This window comes from Pseudomonas sp. WS 5410 (assembly GCF_012985645.1).
Taxonomy (GTDB): Bacteria; Pseudomonadota; Gammaproteobacteria; order Pseudomonadales; family Pseudomonadaceae; genus Aquipseudomonas; species Aquipseudomonas shahriarae.
Genome location: NZ_JAAQWS010000004.1, coordinates 133,605 through 147,988 on the forward strand (window position 1 = coordinate 133,605; position 14,384 = coordinate 147,988).

The following is a 14,384-nucleotide window of genomic DNA, read 5'->3' on the forward strand; positions in this document are numbered from 1 at the left end:
TGTGAGATCCGGTTTTTTTTAGCCTGGAATACGCTCAATGTAGGAGCTGGCTTGCCTGCGATAGCGGCAGGTCAGCCACCTGCGATGCAGGCTGAAGTACCGTCATCGCAGGCAAGCCAGCTTCTGCAGTTGATCGTTGTCGAGCCCATAAAAATGCCCCGGATCTTTCGATGCGGGGCATTTTTCATGGTGCTTTGAAAATCAGCGGTTGCGGGTCAGCAACGCTGGTTTTTCACCACGAGGGCGGCCTGGCAGTTGATCCAACTGCTCAGGTGTCGGGAAGCGATCGCTTTTCGACTCCTTGTGGATGATCTTCGGCGTCGTGCCGCTGCGCGGGTTTTGCACGGCAGGTTCCGAGGCGCGTGGCTGCTCATCACGTGCAGGGCGGCGGTTGCGCGACTCTTCGCGACGGGCCTGGCCATCACGCGGTGCGCCGTTACGCGGACCATTGCGCTTGGCCGGTGGGGTGCCGGTGGTAGCGCCGTTGCTGCTGCGCGGACCGTTCTGGCGACCCTGTGGCTGGCCGCCGGTGCGCGGAGCGCCTGCACCAGCGCCCGGTGCCGGGGCACCTGGACGACGACCACGGCCCTGGGCCGGTTTGGCCTGTGGCACGTAGTCCACGCGGTTACCGAAGTTATCCACGTCATCGTCGAGGAACTCGTCCGGTGCGCGGTCGGCTGCGGCGCGTGGCGGCTGGCTCGGCTGGCGCTGTTCGCGGGCCGGGGTGCCTTCGCGGGGCTTTTGCTCGCGGGCTGGGCGTTCGCCACGGCCGTTGGTAGGTGCCTTGTCTTTGCCACCTTTGTCCTTGCCTTTGTCGCGACGACCACCGCCACCACCGCCGCCGTTCGGGCCATCGCCCTTAGGACCACGTGGGTTGCGCGGGTTACGCACGTCCGGACGCTCGCGCACTTCCGGTTTTTCGGCTTCTACAGTACTGGCATCGAAGCCCATCAGGTCGCCGTCGGCGATTTTCTGCTTGGTCATGCGCTCGATGCTTTTCAGCAGTTTTTCTTCATCCGGGGCGACCAGGGAAATGGCCTCGCCCGAACGACCGGCACGGCCAGTACGGCCGATACGGTGCACATAGTCTTCATCGACGTTTGGCAGCTCGAAGTTGACCACATGCGGCAGTTGGTCGATATCCAGGCCGCGGGCGGCGATATCGGTGGCGACCAAGATCCGTACGGAGCCGGCCTTGAAGTCGGCCAGGGCCTTGGTCCGCGCGTTCTGGCTCTTGTTGCCGTGGATGGCGACGGCGGTCAGGCCGTGCTTGTCCAGGTACTCGGCCAGGCGGTTGGCGCCATGCTTGGTGCGGGTGAACACCAGCACTTGTTCCCAGGCACCGGCGGTAATCAGGTGGGCCAACAGCGAGCGCTTGTGGCTGGCTGGCAGGCGGAACACCCGCTGCTCGATACGCTCGACCGTGGTGTTGGGCGGCGTGACTTCGATGCGCTCGGGGTTGTGCAGCAGCTTGCCGGCCAGGGCGGTGATGTCGTTGGAGAACGTTGCCGAGAACAGCAGGTTCTGACGCTTGGCCGGCAGGCGCGCGAGGACTTTCTTCACGTCATGGACAAAGCCCATGTCGAGCATGCGGTCGGCTTCGTCCAGCACGAGGATTTCCACGTGGGACAGATCGACGCTGCCTTGGCCACACAGGTCGAGCAAACGACCAGGGCAGGCGACCAGCACGTCAACCCCACGGGACATGGCCTGAACCTGTGGGTTCATGCCAACGCCGCCGAAGATGCAGGCACTGACGAACTTCAGGTCGCGGGCGTACAGCTTGAAGCTGTCATGCACTTGTGCGGCGAGTTCGCGGGTAGGGGTCAGGACCAGTACGCGGGGTTGGCGCGGGCCGTGACGCTGGGATTTGTCCGGGTGACCATTGGGGAACAACCGCTCCAGAATCGGGAGGGCGAAGCCGCCGGTTTTACCAGTACCTGTCTGAGCCGCGACCATCAGGTCGCGACCTTGCAACACGGCGGGAATAGCCCGCTGTTGCACCGGAGTAGGCTCGGTATAGCCCGCTGCCTCGATGGCGCGGACTAAAGCCTCGGAGAGACCGAGGGAAGCAAAGGACATGAGTAATCCTGTTTGTAGTTAGGGCTTGGCCCAAAGGGATAATCTTGCCGGGCGCGAATCGCGTTTAGAGGAACGCAACCCCGTCCGGTCCTGCTGGGGCTGGCAGGCACTCCAACGGCTCGCGCGGGCTGCAAAGCTGCGCAGTAGCGGGGTTGGATGCCTGTTATACGACCACAACGGCCGGGCGTAAGCCTGGCGGAAAGGCCGGAGTATAACAGAGCAATCACCGCGCGCCGCTTTCCTGCTGCTCAACGGTTTGCTCCAGCGGCGGCGAGGGGGCAGCTTTGGCACTGTTGCCGGCATATTTTGCACTCAGGGCGGCATAGGCGGGCTCTTGCTTGAAGCGCTTGAGCTCGGCACCAAAGCGCTGCACCAGCAAGTCCATGCCCGCGCCACGGCGTACGGCGAGGAATTGTTTCTGGCTGCTGATCACCGGCGACGCCTGGGTAACGTGGTGTTCCAGGCCCAACTCCTTGAGCACATGCTGGCCAACCCGGCGGTCGGTGATCACCAGATCAATCCGGCCACGGGCCAGTTTGCCGAAGTTGGCCTCATGGCTGGGGGCCGGCTCGCGGGTAAACAGGGTGGATTCGCTGAACGCGGCGCTATACAGGTAGCCGGGGGAGGTGCCGATGGTCAGCCCTTTGAGGTCATCCAGGGTCTGGAACGGATGTGGGCGCTCGTTGGCGTAGAACATCACAAACTCAACCTGGGACAGCGGTTCGCTGGGGTAAAGCAGCGCCGCGTCGCGTTCGTGGCTGTGGAAAATATCCAGCGCGCCATCGGCCAGGCCCTGGTCGAGCATGGCCAGGCAACGTTTCCAGGGCAGGAACTGCCATTGCACCTCGATCCCCAGGCGCTCGAACACGATGACGGTGGCCTCGTAGTCGAGCCCGCGCATCTGGCCGTTTTCTTCGTAGACGTAAGGGGCCCAGGGTTCGGTGACAATGCGCAATTTCTCGCCGTGGGCGGTCAGGCTCAGGCAAGTGAAAAGGACAGCGGTCAACAGCTGGAAAATGACGGGCATACCCTGAGGTTACGACTGTCGCAGGTTAAAGAGAAGCTCTGGATCGGGGATCTTCAGGCCGCAAACCTGAACTTTTATTGTGCCGCCGGGCCGGGAAGGAATCCCGGCTGGCGGTACAAAGGGGCAGCCTCAGCGTGGCAGCTTGAGGTTGTTCCAGATCGCCAGGCTCGGGTCAGCCTGGTTCAGGGTGTAGAAGTGCAGGCCCGGCGCGCCACCTTGCAGCAAGGTTTCGCACATTTCACTGATGACCTGCTCGCCAAAGGCCTGGATGCTTTTGACGTCATCGCCATAGGCTTCCAGCTGCTTGCGTACCCAGCGTGGGATTTCTGCACCGCAGGCGTCAGAGAAGCGCGCCAGCTTGCTGTAGTTGGTGATCGGCATGATGCCCGGCACGATTGGGATATTCACACCCAGGGCCTGCACGCGCTCGACGAAGTAGAAGTAGCTGTCGGCGTTGAAAAAGTACTGGGTGATCGCACTGTTGGCGCCGGCTTCGGCCTTGCGCACGAAGTTGCGCAGATCGTCTTCGAAATTGCGCGCCTGAGGGTGCATTTCCGGGTAGGCGGCCACTTCGATATGGAAGTGATCGCCAGTCTCTTCACGAATGAAGCTCACCAGGTCATTGGCGTAGCGCAACTCGCCGCTGGCCATGCCCATGCCGGATGGCAGGTCACCGCGCAGGGCGACGATACGCTTGATGCCGGCGGCCTTGTATTGGGTCAGCAGGCTGCGCAGGTCGGCCTTGCTGTCGCCTACGCACGACAGGTGCGGTGCGGCGGGCACTTTGGCTTCGCTTTCCAGTTGCAGCACGGTGTTGATCGTGCGATCACGGGTCGAGCCGCCTGCGCCGTAGGTGCAGGAGAAGAAGTCGGGGTTGTAGCTGGCCAACTGCTTGGCAGTCGCCATCAATTTTTCATGCCCAGCATCGGTCTTGGTCGGGAAGAACTCGAAGCTGTAGCGACGGTCTTGGGACATGGTCATACCCTTGGAAACTCAAAAAACCGGAAGACATACACCGTCAATGTGGGAGCGGGCTTGCTCGCGAAAGCGGAGTTTCAGTCAACATACCTGATACTGAAACATCGCTTTCGCGAGCAAGCCCGCTCCCACAGAAGCCTGCCCTCCACATGGAGAGCAGGCAACAGGCCGATCAGTAGCGGTAGGCGTGCGGCTTGAACGGACCTTCAACCGTCACGCCGATGTAGTCGGCCTGGGTCTTGGTCAGTTGCGTCACGACGCCGCCGAAGCCGCGGACCATTTCCAGGGCCACTTCTTCGTCGAGTTTCTTCGGCAGTACTTCCACGGTCAGGCGCTCGGCTTTCTGGGCGGGCGACAGGTCGGCGTATTTCTGGCCGAACAGGAAGATCTGCGCCAGTACCTGGTTGGCGAACGAGCCATCCATGATGCGGCTTGGGTGGCCAGTGGCGTTACCCAGGTTTACCAGGCGGCCTTCGGCCAGCAGGATCAGGTAGTCATCGTTCTGTGGGTCGAAATCGCCAGCGCCGGTACGGTGAACCTTGTGCACCTGAGGTTTGACTTCTTCCCATGCCCAGTTCTTGCGCATGAAAGCGGTGTCGATCTCGTTGTCGAAGTGACCGATGTTGCACACCACGGCGCGCTTTTTCAGGGCCTTGAGCATGTTGGCATCGCACACATTGACGTTACCGGTGGTGGTCACGATCAGGTCGATCTTGCCCAGCAGGGCTTTGTCGATGCTCGCTTCGGTGCCGTCGTTCTGGCCGTCGATGAACGGCGAGACCACTTCGAAACCGTCCATGCAGGCTTGCATGGCGCAGATCGGGTCAACTTCGGAGACCTTGACGATCATGCCTTCCTGACGCAGGGACTGGGACGAACCCTTGCCCACGTCGCCGTAGCCGATCACCAGGGCTTGCTTGCCCGACAGCAGGTGGTCGGTGCCGCGCTTGATCGCATCGTTGAGGCTGTGACGGCAGCCGTACTTGTTGTCGTTCTTGCTCTTGGTCACCGAGTCGTTGACGTTGATGGCCGGGATTTTCAGCTCGCCCTTGGCCAGCATGTCCAGCAGGCGGTGTACGCCGGTGGTGGTTTCTTCGGTCACGCCATGGACGCGGTCCAGGATGGCCGGGTACTTCTTGTGCAGCAGCTCGGTCAGGTCGCCGCCGTCGTCGAGGATCATGTTGGCATCCCAAGGCGCGCCATCTTTCAGGATGGTTTGCTCCAGGCACCACTCGTACTCTTCTTCGGTCTCGCCTTTCCAGGCGAAGACAGGGATGCCAGCGGCTGCGATGGCGGCAGCGGCCTGGTCCTGAGTCGAGAAGATGTTGCAGGACGACCAGCGCACTTCGGCACCCAGGGCAACCAGGGTTTCGATCAGCACGGCAGTCTGGATGGTCATGTGGATGCAGCCGAGAATCTTCGCGCCCTTGAGCGGCTGTTCAGCGGCGTACTTGCGGCGCAGACCCATCAGGGCTGGCATTTCGGATTCGGCGATAAAGGTTTCGCGACGGCCCCAGGCAGCGAGGGACATGTCGGCGACTTTGTAGTCGGTAAAACCTGCAGGCGTGATTACAGCGCTCATGAAGAGCCTCCATTCGTAGTGTGCGAATGGGCGCCGTTGTGCGTTTAGTATCCAGCCAGGACAACCCAGCCGGGCAACGCCCCATCCGAGCCTGACAGGCCAGGGCCTGCTGCAGCGCCCCTCGGACAGGTGGCGGGAGAACGGTATCAATCACAGATGACCGTTTTGAAGCGGTGGCGATTATAGCTGCCTGCGCCTGACTTCCCAAGCCTTTCTGTCGGGGGCATGAAGATCGTTCATGGTGCTGATAGGCAATGGCTCATAGAGCTTGGGCCGGCGCTCTGCCATGATGTTGCCCATCATTCGGCAAGACGCTTTGGAGTGAACATGAACTTCCACACCCGCAAATGGGTAAAACCCGAAGACCTCAACCCCAACGGCACCCTGTTCGGTGGCAGCCTGTTGCGCTGGATCGACGAAGAAGCGGCGATCTACGCCATCGTTCAACTGGGCAACCAGCGTGTGGTGACCAAGTACATCTCCGAGATCAATTTTGTCAGCGCCTCGCGCCAGGGCGACATCATCGAGCTGGGCATCACCGCCACCGAGTTTGGCCGCACCTCCATCACCCTGACCTGTGAAGTGCGCAACAAGATCACGCGCAAAAGCATCCTCACCGTGGAAAAAATGGTCTTCGTCAACCTCGGCGAAGACGGTCTGCCGGCACCCCACGGGCGTACCGAGATCAAGTACGTGAAAGACCAGTTCCAGGATGACAACCTCACTGAGTAACCCCGGCCCGGCCTGATTTGATTTACCAAATCTGTCCGGGTGGATCGCTTCCAGGCTTTCTCTGCACTCAGGACCACATCCTGTAGAGAGAGCCCGCAATGAAAGTGACCGCCAACCCGGCTGCCAAGACTCAGCCGTCATCGCGGCAACCCCCGCCACCCCCCGCCCAAGGCACCAAGACACCCTTGGTCGAGGGCGTCGGCCCGCGAAAGCTGAGCCTGTTTCGAGACAGTAAGGGGCAGGTGGAGGTGGTGCTGTCACCCCCTGCGGTCAGCCATCTGGTACTCAGCGGCGGTGGCGCCAAGGGCATCGCCTTCCCCGGGATGGTCCAGGCCCTTGAAGAAACCGGAACACTGCCAGGCATCTCTGCCATTTCTGGTTCATCTGCCGGTGCGATTTCTGCAGCGCTGCTGGCCAGTGGCATGGGAGCCAAGGCCTTCGGCACGCTCTCAAACAGCATTGATCTGCCCAGCCTGCTCAACAGCCCCAACCCTGTGACGGCCTGGCTGCAAAATGCCGGGGCGAGCCTCGGCAAACTTGCCGGGCGCCTGCCACGCCCGGCGGGCAACATTTCCCAATTGCTGCTGACGATGATGCCGCGCCTGCAAACCCAGGCGCACTCGCTCGAAGACCTGATCCGTAACGAGTCACGCAAGTCGATCCTGGCCCATATTGCCGCCATGCCCAGGGCAGCCCGCCCCGACGAAGTGATGAAAATCGCCGACAGGCTGAGCGCCGGAGGGGCACCGACCTTTGCTGATCTTGACGTGCTGAGCAGGCATATCCCGGCGATCAAGCAACTGAACATCACGGGGACCGGCATGTTCGATGGTCGCCCGCAGTTGGTGGTGTTCAACGCCAGCCTGACCCCGGATATGGACATTGCCCGCGCCGCGCATATCTCGGGCTCCCTACCGGGACTGTTCAAAAGCCCTGCCGAGCAAGGCCATGGGTTTCAGGCGGTGGGTGAAACCACTTTTTTCCAGGACGGTGGCTTGTTGCTCAACACCCCGGCTCCCGGGGTGATCGAGCGCTCGTTTCCCGAGAGCCCGCTGAGCCAGCCGGAGTCGTTGATCGTCAAATTCGAGTCCCAGGCTCCTGCATCGCAGAAAAAGAGCGGCAGCGTCATAAGCGCTGTTGCGGACAAACTGACAGGCACTGCCCAGACGGCTGCAGGCGCCTATCAACAGCAACGCCTCAAGGAATTTAACGAGCAAACCGTGGTGCTGCCGCTCAAATCCGCCAAAGGTGACTTTAGTGGCCTGCTCAGTGGCACGGTCAATTTCACCATGACCGCCGAGCAGAAAAAGCATTTGCAGACCCAGGCCCGGCAAGCGGTGACACAGCACCAGGAGCAGCGCAGCAAGGTGCGTGAGCGGCACTTGTTCGAGTCATTGGACGACGCGGTGCTGGCGATGGACGATGCAATGCTTGCCAGCGTGCAAGTGGCACTCCAGAAGGATCCCGCCGCGGCGAATGTGCTGCGTTTTCGCAAGCAGGCACAGCAGGGATTGCAAGCTCTGGACGCAGCGATTACCGAGGCCAACAAGGCAGGCAATACTTTGGTCTTCACGCCTGGGTTGCTCTCTGCGCTGCGTAACCTGGATGCACTGGTTACCCGGCCCCAGCATATCGAGTGGTTGGGGCGGCGGCTTAACGCCCCTGGGCAGCATAACTTCCAGCAACTGTTGCAGGTGGTTGCCAAGCACAATCAGGGGGCTTCCACGCCAACCTCCAAGGTCATGACCAGTGCCGTGGCTCAAATGCAGCGACGGGATATTGCCGTAAAAGCCGACAACTTCACCCGCGAAGTCATCTACCCCTCCCTCTACCGTGCAGGCCAGACGGCCGCCAACGTCGAGCTTCTGCAGCGGGCCGCGCGCGACCTGGCCACGGCCACGACGCCGGCCGAGTTCAATCGGGTGCTCGACGACATCATTGAACACTATGGTGCGCGTAATAAACCCTGGTCCAAGCCACTGAGCTCGACCACCGTGGAAATGGCCAAGGCCTGGCGCATCCCGCTTTAGTTCTCCGGCCACTGAACAGCCACTGCGCCAGCGTGTCGTAGCTACAGGCACCCCTTGGACACTGGAACATCATGGCCACCCAAAAAGACGGCAAAACTCCCAACCTGTCGCAGGAAGAGCAGCAGGATGTGGACAAGAACCAACCGCCCAGGGCAGCGGTGCTGCATGAAATCATTCGCACCCAGGGCGACCAGGAACTGGAGCGCAGCGTCGCGGCGCTGTGGTGGTCGGCGCTGGCCGCCGGCCTGACCATGGGCTTGTCATTGATGGCCATGGGGCTGCTCAACTCCCGCCTGCCGGGCGGTGAAGGCTTCAAGGTGATTGCCAGCTTTGGCTACTGCGCAGGTTTTCTCGCGGTGATCCTTGCGCGCCAGCAACTGTTCACCGAAAACACCCTGACCGCCGTGCTCCCGGTGATGAGCAAGCCGACCCTGGGCAATGCCGGGCGCCTGCTGCGGTTGTGGACGGTGGTACTGGTGGGCAACCTTTGCGGCACCTTGCTGGTGGCCTACGTGATGCTGCACCTGCCGATTTTCGACACCAAGACCGACCTGGCCTTCCTCGACATCGGGCGCAAGGTCATGGAGAACGACACGGGCCAGATGTTTGCCAAAGGCATCGTCTCCGGCTGGATGATCGCCACCATGGTGTGGATGATCCCGTCCATGGAAAGCGCCAAGATGTGGATCATTATCCTGATCACCTACCTGATGGCCCTGGGTGATTTCACCCACATTGTCGTCGGTTCGGCGGAGGTGTCCTATCTGGTATTTGCCGGCGAGCTACCGTGGAAGGACTTCTGGCTGGTATTTGCCGGGCCGACCCTGGCGGGCAATATCATCGGCGGCAGTTTTATCTTCGCGCTGATCAGCCATGCGCAGATTCGCAGCGAAGGCAGCCTGCCGGGCAAGCAGGCTGCGGACCCGAGGCATCCGCAGTCGATCGACAAGGATCAGTGATGTTCAGACGTGGCCTGGGGTTCAGCCTGGGTCATTCGCTTTCACGTCTATCGCCTAATCAGGTCGTGCGTCGACGATCCAATAGAGAGAACACGTACATACCGGCCAACATGGCCAATACGAATATGATGATTTGCCCATGCCCCGTAAGCAGAATAGCGACGGCTGGCCCAGGGCAGATCCCCGCAACTCCCCAACCTATACCGAACACCAGGCTGCCGCCAATCAAGCGGGTATCCAACTCTCGGCTAATCGGTAACTGCATGGGGGCACCTAGCAACGATCGCTTGTTCTTGCGCGCCCAACTCAGGGGAATAACCGCCACTGCGATAGCTCCTCCCATAACCAGTGCGAGTGACGGATCCCAGGCCCCGGCCACATCAAGAAAAGCCAATACCTTGGCGGGGTTCGCCATGCCTGCCAGGAGTAGACCCAGGCCGAAGATCAGCCCTGCAAAAAATGCGCTCGACTTGATCATCTTCATGCTCCCACCACATGACGAATGATGTACACCGTTGCAATGCCTGCGAACATAAAGCAGATCGTTGCTGCAATGGAGCGGGGAGACAATCGAGAGATCCCACAAACACCATGACCGCTTGTACAACCGGAGCCGTAGCGAGTTCCCGCACCGACGAGCAGGCCTGCGATAATCAGGGCCGGCCACTCTGCCTTGATCTCGATTTCCGGCAATACGGTAAACGCCCCCCACAACAATGGCGCCATCACCAGGCCAAGAAGAAATAGCGCCTTTTCGCTCCAGCCTTCACTGCCAAAATGCATCATGCTTCCAATCAAGCCACTGATTCCTGCGATACGGCCATTTGCGAGAACAAACAAGCTAACCGCCAGCCCTATCAAGGCCCCTCCGCCTACGGAAGTCCAAGGCGTAAAGTTGATCCAATCAATGCTCATTTTGCATCTCCTGCACAGAAGTGCTGATAAAGGACATGGATCACCGCGAGCGCTACAGAGCTGCTGATTCGGTAATAGACTTGCTTTCCTGCCCGTCGCGTTTCCACCATCTCCTTGCGACGTAGCACCGCGAGTTGCTGAGACAACGTAGGTTGCTGAATGCCTGACAAGGCCTCTAAATCGGTAACATTTAGCTCGCCCTGCGACAACTGGCAGAGGAGGAGCAATCGTTCAGGGTTTGCCAGCGCTTTCAGTAGCTGGCCAGCGGCTTCAGCACTAGCTCGCAGTTGCTGGATATCAAGTTCATGTTCAAGAGGTGGCATGACTGCTGACTCATTTAGTGTTTATATAATATATATATTTACATAGTGAACAGCTAAGGCTGTGGTGTCTAGACGGGTGTAGCCTGTATCCAGACCTGAAAAAGTCGACGCCAGTGAGACTAAACCTTATCCACCGATGGTGGGTGGCAGGCCGATAAAGCGGAAACCCACATAAGCGTGCAGGGTGCTGACACATGACGAATCAAATCTGGCCATTCTGACAAGGGGCTCCCTGTGGTTGCGACAGCCTTGGTGCTGGTAGCGGCGCTGTTGCATGCGACGTGGAACACCTTGATCAAGTTCAGCGGCGAGCGCCTGTTGGTGATCGCCTGCATGGACAGCGTGGCCCTGTTGTTTGTTCTGCTGGCAGTGGGATTTGTGTCGTTGCCGCCCCTGGAAATCTGGCCGTGGATCATCGCATCGGCCTTGTTCGAGTTGCTCTATCGCTACCTGCTGATCCAGGCCTACCGCGTTGGCGACCTGGGGCTGGTGTATCCGCTGATGCGCGGCTTATCACCGCTGGTGGTGCTGGCGTTGACCCTGGTGTTTGCCGGGGAAGTGCTCAGTACCCAGCAGATTGTCGGCATCCTGCTGATCCCGTTCGGCATGCTGTGCCTGCTTTGGCAGGGCGGTGGCGGGGAGCGGCTGCCCTGGTCGATGTTGCCGGTGGTGGCGCTGATCGGCCTGTGCATAGGCTGCTACACCTTCCTTGATGGCCAGGCGCTGCGGCGCTGGTCGCACCCGTTGGACTACCTGGTATGGCTGACCCTGCTCAGTGCCTGGCCCTTTCCCCTGCTGGCCATGGTGCGCAAGCGCGCGGCGTTCAGCCTGTTTTGGCGCACGCAATGGCGGTTGGGGCTGAGCGTGGGGTTGTGCGTGTTGTTGAGCTACGCTCTGGTGCTTTGGGCCATGCAGTTGGGCTCGATTGCCGAGGCCGCCGCGCTGCGAGAAGTCAGCGTGATCCTGGTGGTGTTGTTCGGTATGCGTTACCTGAAAGAACCTTTCGGCCGCTCCCGGCTCTTAGCCTGTGGGTTGGTACTGATCGGCATGCTCGTGATGAAACTCTAACCAGCGGATAAAACTAAAAAAGGAATGAGTGATGACTGTTGCTTTCTGGTGTGTGTTGATCGCAATTTTTCTGCCTTATCTGTGTACTGGCGTGGCCAAGTTCAGTGGTGGCAAATTCGGGCCCCGGCAGAACCACGACCCCCGGGCCTTCCTGGAAACCCTCGAAGGCTTTGCCAAACGCGCCCATAGCGCACAGCTCAACAGCTTTGAAGTGACCCCGGCGTTTGCCGCAGCGGTGATCATTGCCCACCTTGCGGGCAACGCGGAACTGGTGACCATCAACGTACTGGCGGTGCTGTTTATCACCAGCCGCCTGCTGTACATCATCTGCTACCTGGCGGACTGGGCGATCTTGCGTTCGCTGGTGTGGTTCGTGGGCATGGCGTTGATTGCGAGCTTCTTCTTCGTTTCGATCTAAGGCACGCAGCCAACCCTTGTGGGAGCTGGCATGCCAGCGATGGCGGATTTGAAACCGCCATCGCCGGTAAACCGGTTCCTACAAAGGCGCGTCCGGCACTTGAGGCAGCGCCGCACCCTTGGGCCACAGCATCCAGATCTGGCCTTGCTGCTTCATGTTCCCGGCCAGCTCGCCCGCTGCATCACCCGTGCCCCAGAACAGGTCGGCACGCACCTCACCGACAATCGCGCCCCCCGTATCCTGGGCCGCTACCGGCCGTACGATCGGTGCGCCATCGGGGCGGGTGGTGGACAACCACAGCAGGCTGCCCAGTGGGATCACCTTGCGGTCCACGGCCACGCTGTAGCCTGCGGTCAGTGGTACGTTCAGCGAGCCGCGCGGGCCTTCATTGCTGTCGGGCCGGGTGCTGAAGAACACGTAGCTGGGGTTGCTCGCCAGTAACTCCGGGATCCGCTCAGGATGGGCCTTGGCCCAGGCACTGATGGCGCCCATGCTCACTTCTTCTTTCTTCAACTCGCCTTGCTCCACCAGCCAGCGGCCGATAGGGCGGTAGGGGAAACCGTTCTGGTCGGCATAGCCCACGCGCAGTTGACGACCGTTCGCCAACTGGATGCGGCCCGAACCCTGGATTTGCAGGAATTGCAGGTCCATCGGGTGGGTCAGCCAGGCGATGGGCTTGGCGCTGGAGCCTTGCTGGTTGAGGGTGCCGGCATCGTCATAGGGCTTGAGTACCCGCCCTTCCAGGCGCCCACGCAGGCGTTTGCCCTTGAGCTCCGGGTAGATGCTTTCCAGGTTGACGATGATCAGGTCGTCCGGCACCCCGTACACAGGAACATGGGCGGTCTTGGTTTCGGTAAGGCTGCCGGGGTAGACCGGTTCGTAGTAGCCGGTGATCAGGCCATTGGGCGTGTTGTCTGCCGAGCGCAAGCCATACACGTCCAGCTGTTGCTTGAGGAAACCCCGGATATCACCGGCATTGCCCGGCACATTGGCCGCGGCAGCGCAGGTGGTGCCCCACACCGGATCGTTCTTCAGGCGTTGGCAGGCACTGCGCCAGGATTCGAAGCCGGCTTGCAGGTCAGTGTCCGAAACTTCCGGCAGGGCTTCCCAGGTGGCGCTGACATAGGTCGCCACGGCGTGGGGTTTTTCCGGCTCGGGCTTGGGGGCCGGGGCGTTGCCACCGTCGCATCCGGCGAGCAGCGCGATCATCGGCAGAGCCCATGCCAGTCGGCGGCTCCAGGGGTTCAACAGGTTATTCATGCACGTAATTCCCAAGGCGGTAGCCGGTACCGATTACGGCACAAGCGTCCATATTATTAATAGGGCTATTGGTCTTTCCGGGCGGGGCGGGGATACTGGCCGCCGTTTCCCGTGACCCTGAGCCACCATGACTTTTAAAAAACTGACTGTTGTATTGCTGGCCGCTTTGACGCTGACCGCCTGCGGCGGCGTGGATCCGAACTCGCCATTGGGCCAGCGCAAGGCCATCTTCAAGCAGATGCTCAAGACCGGCGAAGACCTGGGTGGCATGCTGCGCGGCCGTATTCCGTTCGACGGGGCGAAATTTGCCGAGGGTGCGGTCAAGCTCGACACCCTGTCCCATGAGCCGTGGAAGCACTTTCCAACGGTGCGCGAAGAAGATCACACCAGTGCCAAGGACGATGTATGGCAGAAACAGGCCCAGTTCCAGGAACTGGCGCGCAACCTTGAGGCGGCCACCGGTGAGTTGGTGATCGCCAGCCAAGTGCAGCCTTACAAAGCCAGTGACCTGAAGCCGGCCGTGCAGAAAGTCGAAGATGCGTGCAGCGCCTGTCATAAGCAGTTTCGCGACCATTGAGGCTCGGTCGGATGCGTCTTACTTGTCCAGGTCGTCGAGGGCTTGCTGAAGCTCTTTGCGCGACTCGGCGAGCTTGTCCTTACGCTTGTTGATCTTCTCGGAGTCGCCTTTTTTCATGGCCTTGTCGAGGTCAGCCTGACGACGGCTGACTTCGTGCTTGGCATCCAGCACCTTGTTCTCGCGTTCCTTTTTCAGGGAGGCGTCGGTGCAGTGGGCGGTGACTTCGCTCAAGGCTTTTTCCAGACCGGCTTGTTGCTCACTGTTGCCATGGGCCTTGGCTTGTTCGATCTGCAGGCTGATGGCCTGGCGCTTGGCAGCGCAACCGGTCAGTTGCGGGGCTGTCTCGGCAGCCAGCAAGGGAGTGGTCAGAAAACTGGTGACGGTCAACAGGGCAAGCGGTGCAAGAAACTTCATAAAAACTCCAAAATAAACA

Annotated in this window: 15 protein-coding genes and 1 riboswitch; of the genes, 6 read left to right on the forward strand and 9 right to left on the reverse strand. The window is 60.5% G+C overall.

Annotated features, from left to right (window positions below; genetic code table 11):
• Positions 1 to 201: 201 nt before the first annotated feature.
• From HBO24_RS08240 to ahcY, 4 genes are all read right to left on the reverse strand, one after another.
• The gene (locus HBO24_RS08240; protein ID WP_057440348.1) at positions 202 to 2,082 is read right to left on the reverse strand and encodes a DEAD/DEAH box helicase; all 1,881 of its coding nucleotides are present in this window, start codon (positions 2,080 to 2,082) and stop codon (positions 202 to 204) included.
• Between the two features lie 223 nt (positions 2,083 to 2,305).
• Positions 2,306 to 3,109, reverse strand: coding sequence for a transporter substrate-binding domain-containing protein (locus HBO24_RS08245; protein WP_170059542.1), 804 nt, complete (start codon positions 3,107 to 3,109; stop codon positions 2,306 to 2,308).
• A gap of 129 nt (positions 3,110 to 3,238) precedes the next feature.
• Positions 3,239 to 4,084, reverse strand: coding sequence for a methylenetetrahydrofolate reductase [NAD(P)H] (gene metF / locus HBO24_RS08250; protein WP_057440341.1), 846 nt, complete (start codon positions 4,082 to 4,084; stop codon positions 3,239 to 3,241).
• A gap of 175 nt (positions 4,085 to 4,259) precedes the next feature.
• Entirely contained in the window at positions 4,260 to 5,669 is a 1,410-nt protein-coding gene (gene ahcY, locus HBO24_RS08255) for an adenosylhomocysteinase (RefSeq protein WP_038444076.1), read from the reverse strand.
• A 21-nt stretch (positions 5,670 to 5,690) separates the two neighbouring features.
• Positions 5,691 to 5,798, reverse strand: a riboswitch (S-adenosyl-L-homocysteine riboswitch).
• Between the two features lie 198 nt (positions 5,799 to 5,996).
• On the opposite strand from ahcY, the gene HBO24_RS08260 reads away from it, so the two are divergent.
• The 3 genes from HBO24_RS08260 (at position 5,997) to HBO24_RS08270 (ending at position 9,390) form a co-directional block, all read left to right on the forward strand.
• Entirely contained in the window at positions 5,997 to 6,401 is a 405-nt protein-coding gene (locus HBO24_RS08260) for a hotdog domain-containing protein (protein ID WP_057440220.1), read from the forward strand.
• A 98-nt stretch (positions 6,402 to 6,499) separates the two neighbouring features.
• Entirely contained in the window at positions 6,500 to 8,431 is a 1,932-nt protein-coding gene (locus tag HBO24_RS08265) for a patatin-like phospholipase family protein (RefSeq protein WP_170059543.1), read from the forward strand.
• 71 nt (positions 8,432 to 8,502) lie between these two features.
• Positions 8,503 to 9,390, forward strand: a complete 888-nt coding sequence (locus HBO24_RS08270) for a formate/nitrite transporter family protein (protein ID WP_057440222.1) — start codon at positions 8,503 to 8,505, stop codon at positions 9,388 to 9,390.
• Positions 9,391 to 9,448: 58 nt separating this feature from the next.
• On the opposite strand, the gene HBO24_RS08275 is transcribed toward HBO24_RS08270, so the two are convergent.
• From HBO24_RS08275 to HBO24_RS08285, 3 genes are read right to left on the reverse strand one after another with little or no spacing between them, the layout of a single operon-like run.
• Positions 9,449 to 9,868 carry a DUF6691 family protein gene (locus tag HBO24_RS08275; protein WP_057440342.1) on the reverse strand — a complete coding sequence of 140 codons (420 nt, stop codon included), beginning with the start codon at positions 9,866 to 9,868 and terminating at the stop codon, positions 9,449 to 9,451.
• Between the two features lie 2 nt (positions 9,869 to 9,870).
• Entirely contained in the window at positions 9,871 to 10,305 is a 435-nt protein-coding gene (locus HBO24_RS08280; RefSeq protein WP_057440223.1) for a YeeE/YedE family protein, read from the reverse strand.
• On the reverse strand, positions 10,302 to 10,628 hold the full coding sequence (locus HBO24_RS08285; protein WP_057440224.1) for a metalloregulator ArsR/SmtB family transcription factor: 327 nt from the start codon (positions 10,626 to 10,628) through the stop codon (positions 10,302 to 10,304). Before HBO24_RS08285 ends, HBO24_RS08280 begins: the two co-directional genes overlap by 4 nt.
• Positions 10,629 to 10,862: 234 nt before the next feature.
• Between HBO24_RS08285 and HBO24_RS08290 the strand changes: the two genes are divergently transcribed.
• Both HBO24_RS08290 and HBO24_RS08295 read left to right on the forward strand, forming a co-directional pair.
• A complete protein-coding gene (locus tag HBO24_RS08290) occupies positions 10,863 to 11,696 on the forward strand; it encodes an EamA family transporter (protein ID WP_057440225.1) in 834 nt (277 codons plus the stop codon).
• A gap of 31 nt (positions 11,697 to 11,727) precedes the next feature.
• Positions 11,728 to 12,114, forward strand: a complete 387-nt coding sequence (locus HBO24_RS08295) for an MAPEG family protein (RefSeq protein ID WP_057960859.1) — start codon at positions 11,728 to 11,730, stop codon at positions 12,112 to 12,114.
• A 78-nt stretch (positions 12,115 to 12,192) separates the two neighbouring features.
• Here HBO24_RS08295 and HBO24_RS08300 read toward each other — a convergent pair whose 3' ends face one another.
• On the reverse strand, positions 12,193 to 13,374 hold the full coding sequence (locus HBO24_RS08300) for an MltA domain-containing protein (protein WP_170045174.1): 1,182 nt from the start codon (positions 13,372 to 13,374) through the stop codon (positions 12,193 to 12,195).
• A gap of 127 nt (positions 13,375 to 13,501) precedes the next feature.
• Between HBO24_RS08300 and HBO24_RS08305 the strand changes: the two genes are divergently transcribed.
• Positions 13,502 to 13,951 (forward strand): cytochrome c, encoded by a 450-nt coding sequence (locus tag HBO24_RS08305; protein WP_057440228.1) that lies wholly within the window; start codon positions 13,502 to 13,504, stop codon positions 13,949 to 13,951.
• Positions 13,952 to 13,969: 18 nt separating this feature from the next.
• On the opposite strand, the gene HBO24_RS08310 is transcribed toward HBO24_RS08305, so the two are convergent.
• A complete protein-coding gene (locus tag HBO24_RS08310) occupies positions 13,970 to 14,365 on the reverse strand; it encodes a DUF1090 domain-containing protein (protein WP_057440229.1) in 396 nt (131 codons plus the stop codon).
• Positions 14,366 to 14,384: the final 19 nt, after the last annotated feature.

Excerpts from the sequence above, each read along its gene's own strand:
- HBO24_RS08240 (WP_057440348.1), bottom strand. The coding sequence starts at position 2,082 with ATGTCCTTTGCTTCCCTCGGTCTCTCCGAGGCTTTAGTCCGCGCCATC.
- HBO24_RS08245 (WP_170059542.1), bottom strand. The coding sequence starts at position 3,109 with ATGCCCGTCATTTTCCAGCTGTTGACCGCTGTCCTTTTCACTTGCCTG.
- metF (WP_057440341.1), bottom strand. The coding sequence starts at position 4,084 with ATGTCCCAAGACCGTCGCTACAGCTTCGAGTTCTTCCCGACCAAGACC.
- ahcY (WP_038444076.1), bottom strand. The coding sequence starts at position 5,669 with ATGAGCGCTGTAATCACGCCTGCAGGTTTTACCGACTACAAAGTCGCC.
- HBO24_RS08260 (WP_057440220.1), top strand. The coding sequence starts at position 5,997 with ATGAACTTCCACACCCGCAAATGGGTAAAACCCGAAGACCTCAACCCC.
- HBO24_RS08265 (WP_170059543.1), top strand. The coding sequence starts at position 6,500 with ATGAAAGTGACCGCCAACCCGGCTGCCAAGACTCAGCCGTCATCGCGG.
- HBO24_RS08270 (WP_057440222.1), top strand. The coding sequence starts at position 8,503 with ATGGCCACCCAAAAAGACGGCAAAACTCCCAACCTGTCGCAGGAAGAG.
- HBO24_RS08275 (WP_057440342.1), bottom strand. The coding sequence starts at position 9,868 with ATGATCAAGTCGAGCGCATTTTTTGCAGGGCTGATCTTCGGCCTGGGT.
- HBO24_RS08280 (WP_057440223.1), bottom strand. The coding sequence starts at position 10,305 with ATGAGCATTGATTGGATCAACTTTACGCCTTGGACTTCCGTAGGCGGA.
- HBO24_RS08285 (WP_057440224.1), bottom strand. The coding sequence starts at position 10,628 with ATGCCACCTCTTGAACATGAACTTGATATCCAGCAACTGCGAGCTAGT.
- HBO24_RS08295 (WP_057960859.1), top strand. The coding sequence starts at position 11,728 with ATGACTGTTGCTTTCTGGTGTGTGTTGATCGCAATTTTTCTGCCTTAT.
- HBO24_RS08300 (WP_170045174.1), bottom strand. The coding sequence starts at position 13,374 with ATGAATAACCTGTTGAACCCCTGGAGCCGCCGACTGGCATGGGCTCTG.
- HBO24_RS08305 (WP_057440228.1), top strand. The coding sequence starts at position 13,502 with ATGACTTTTAAAAAACTGACTGTTGTATTGCTGGCCGCTTTGACGCTG.
- HBO24_RS08310 (WP_057440229.1), bottom strand. The coding sequence starts at position 14,365 with ATGAAGTTTCTTGCACCGCTTGCCCTGTTGACCGTCACCAGTTTTCTG.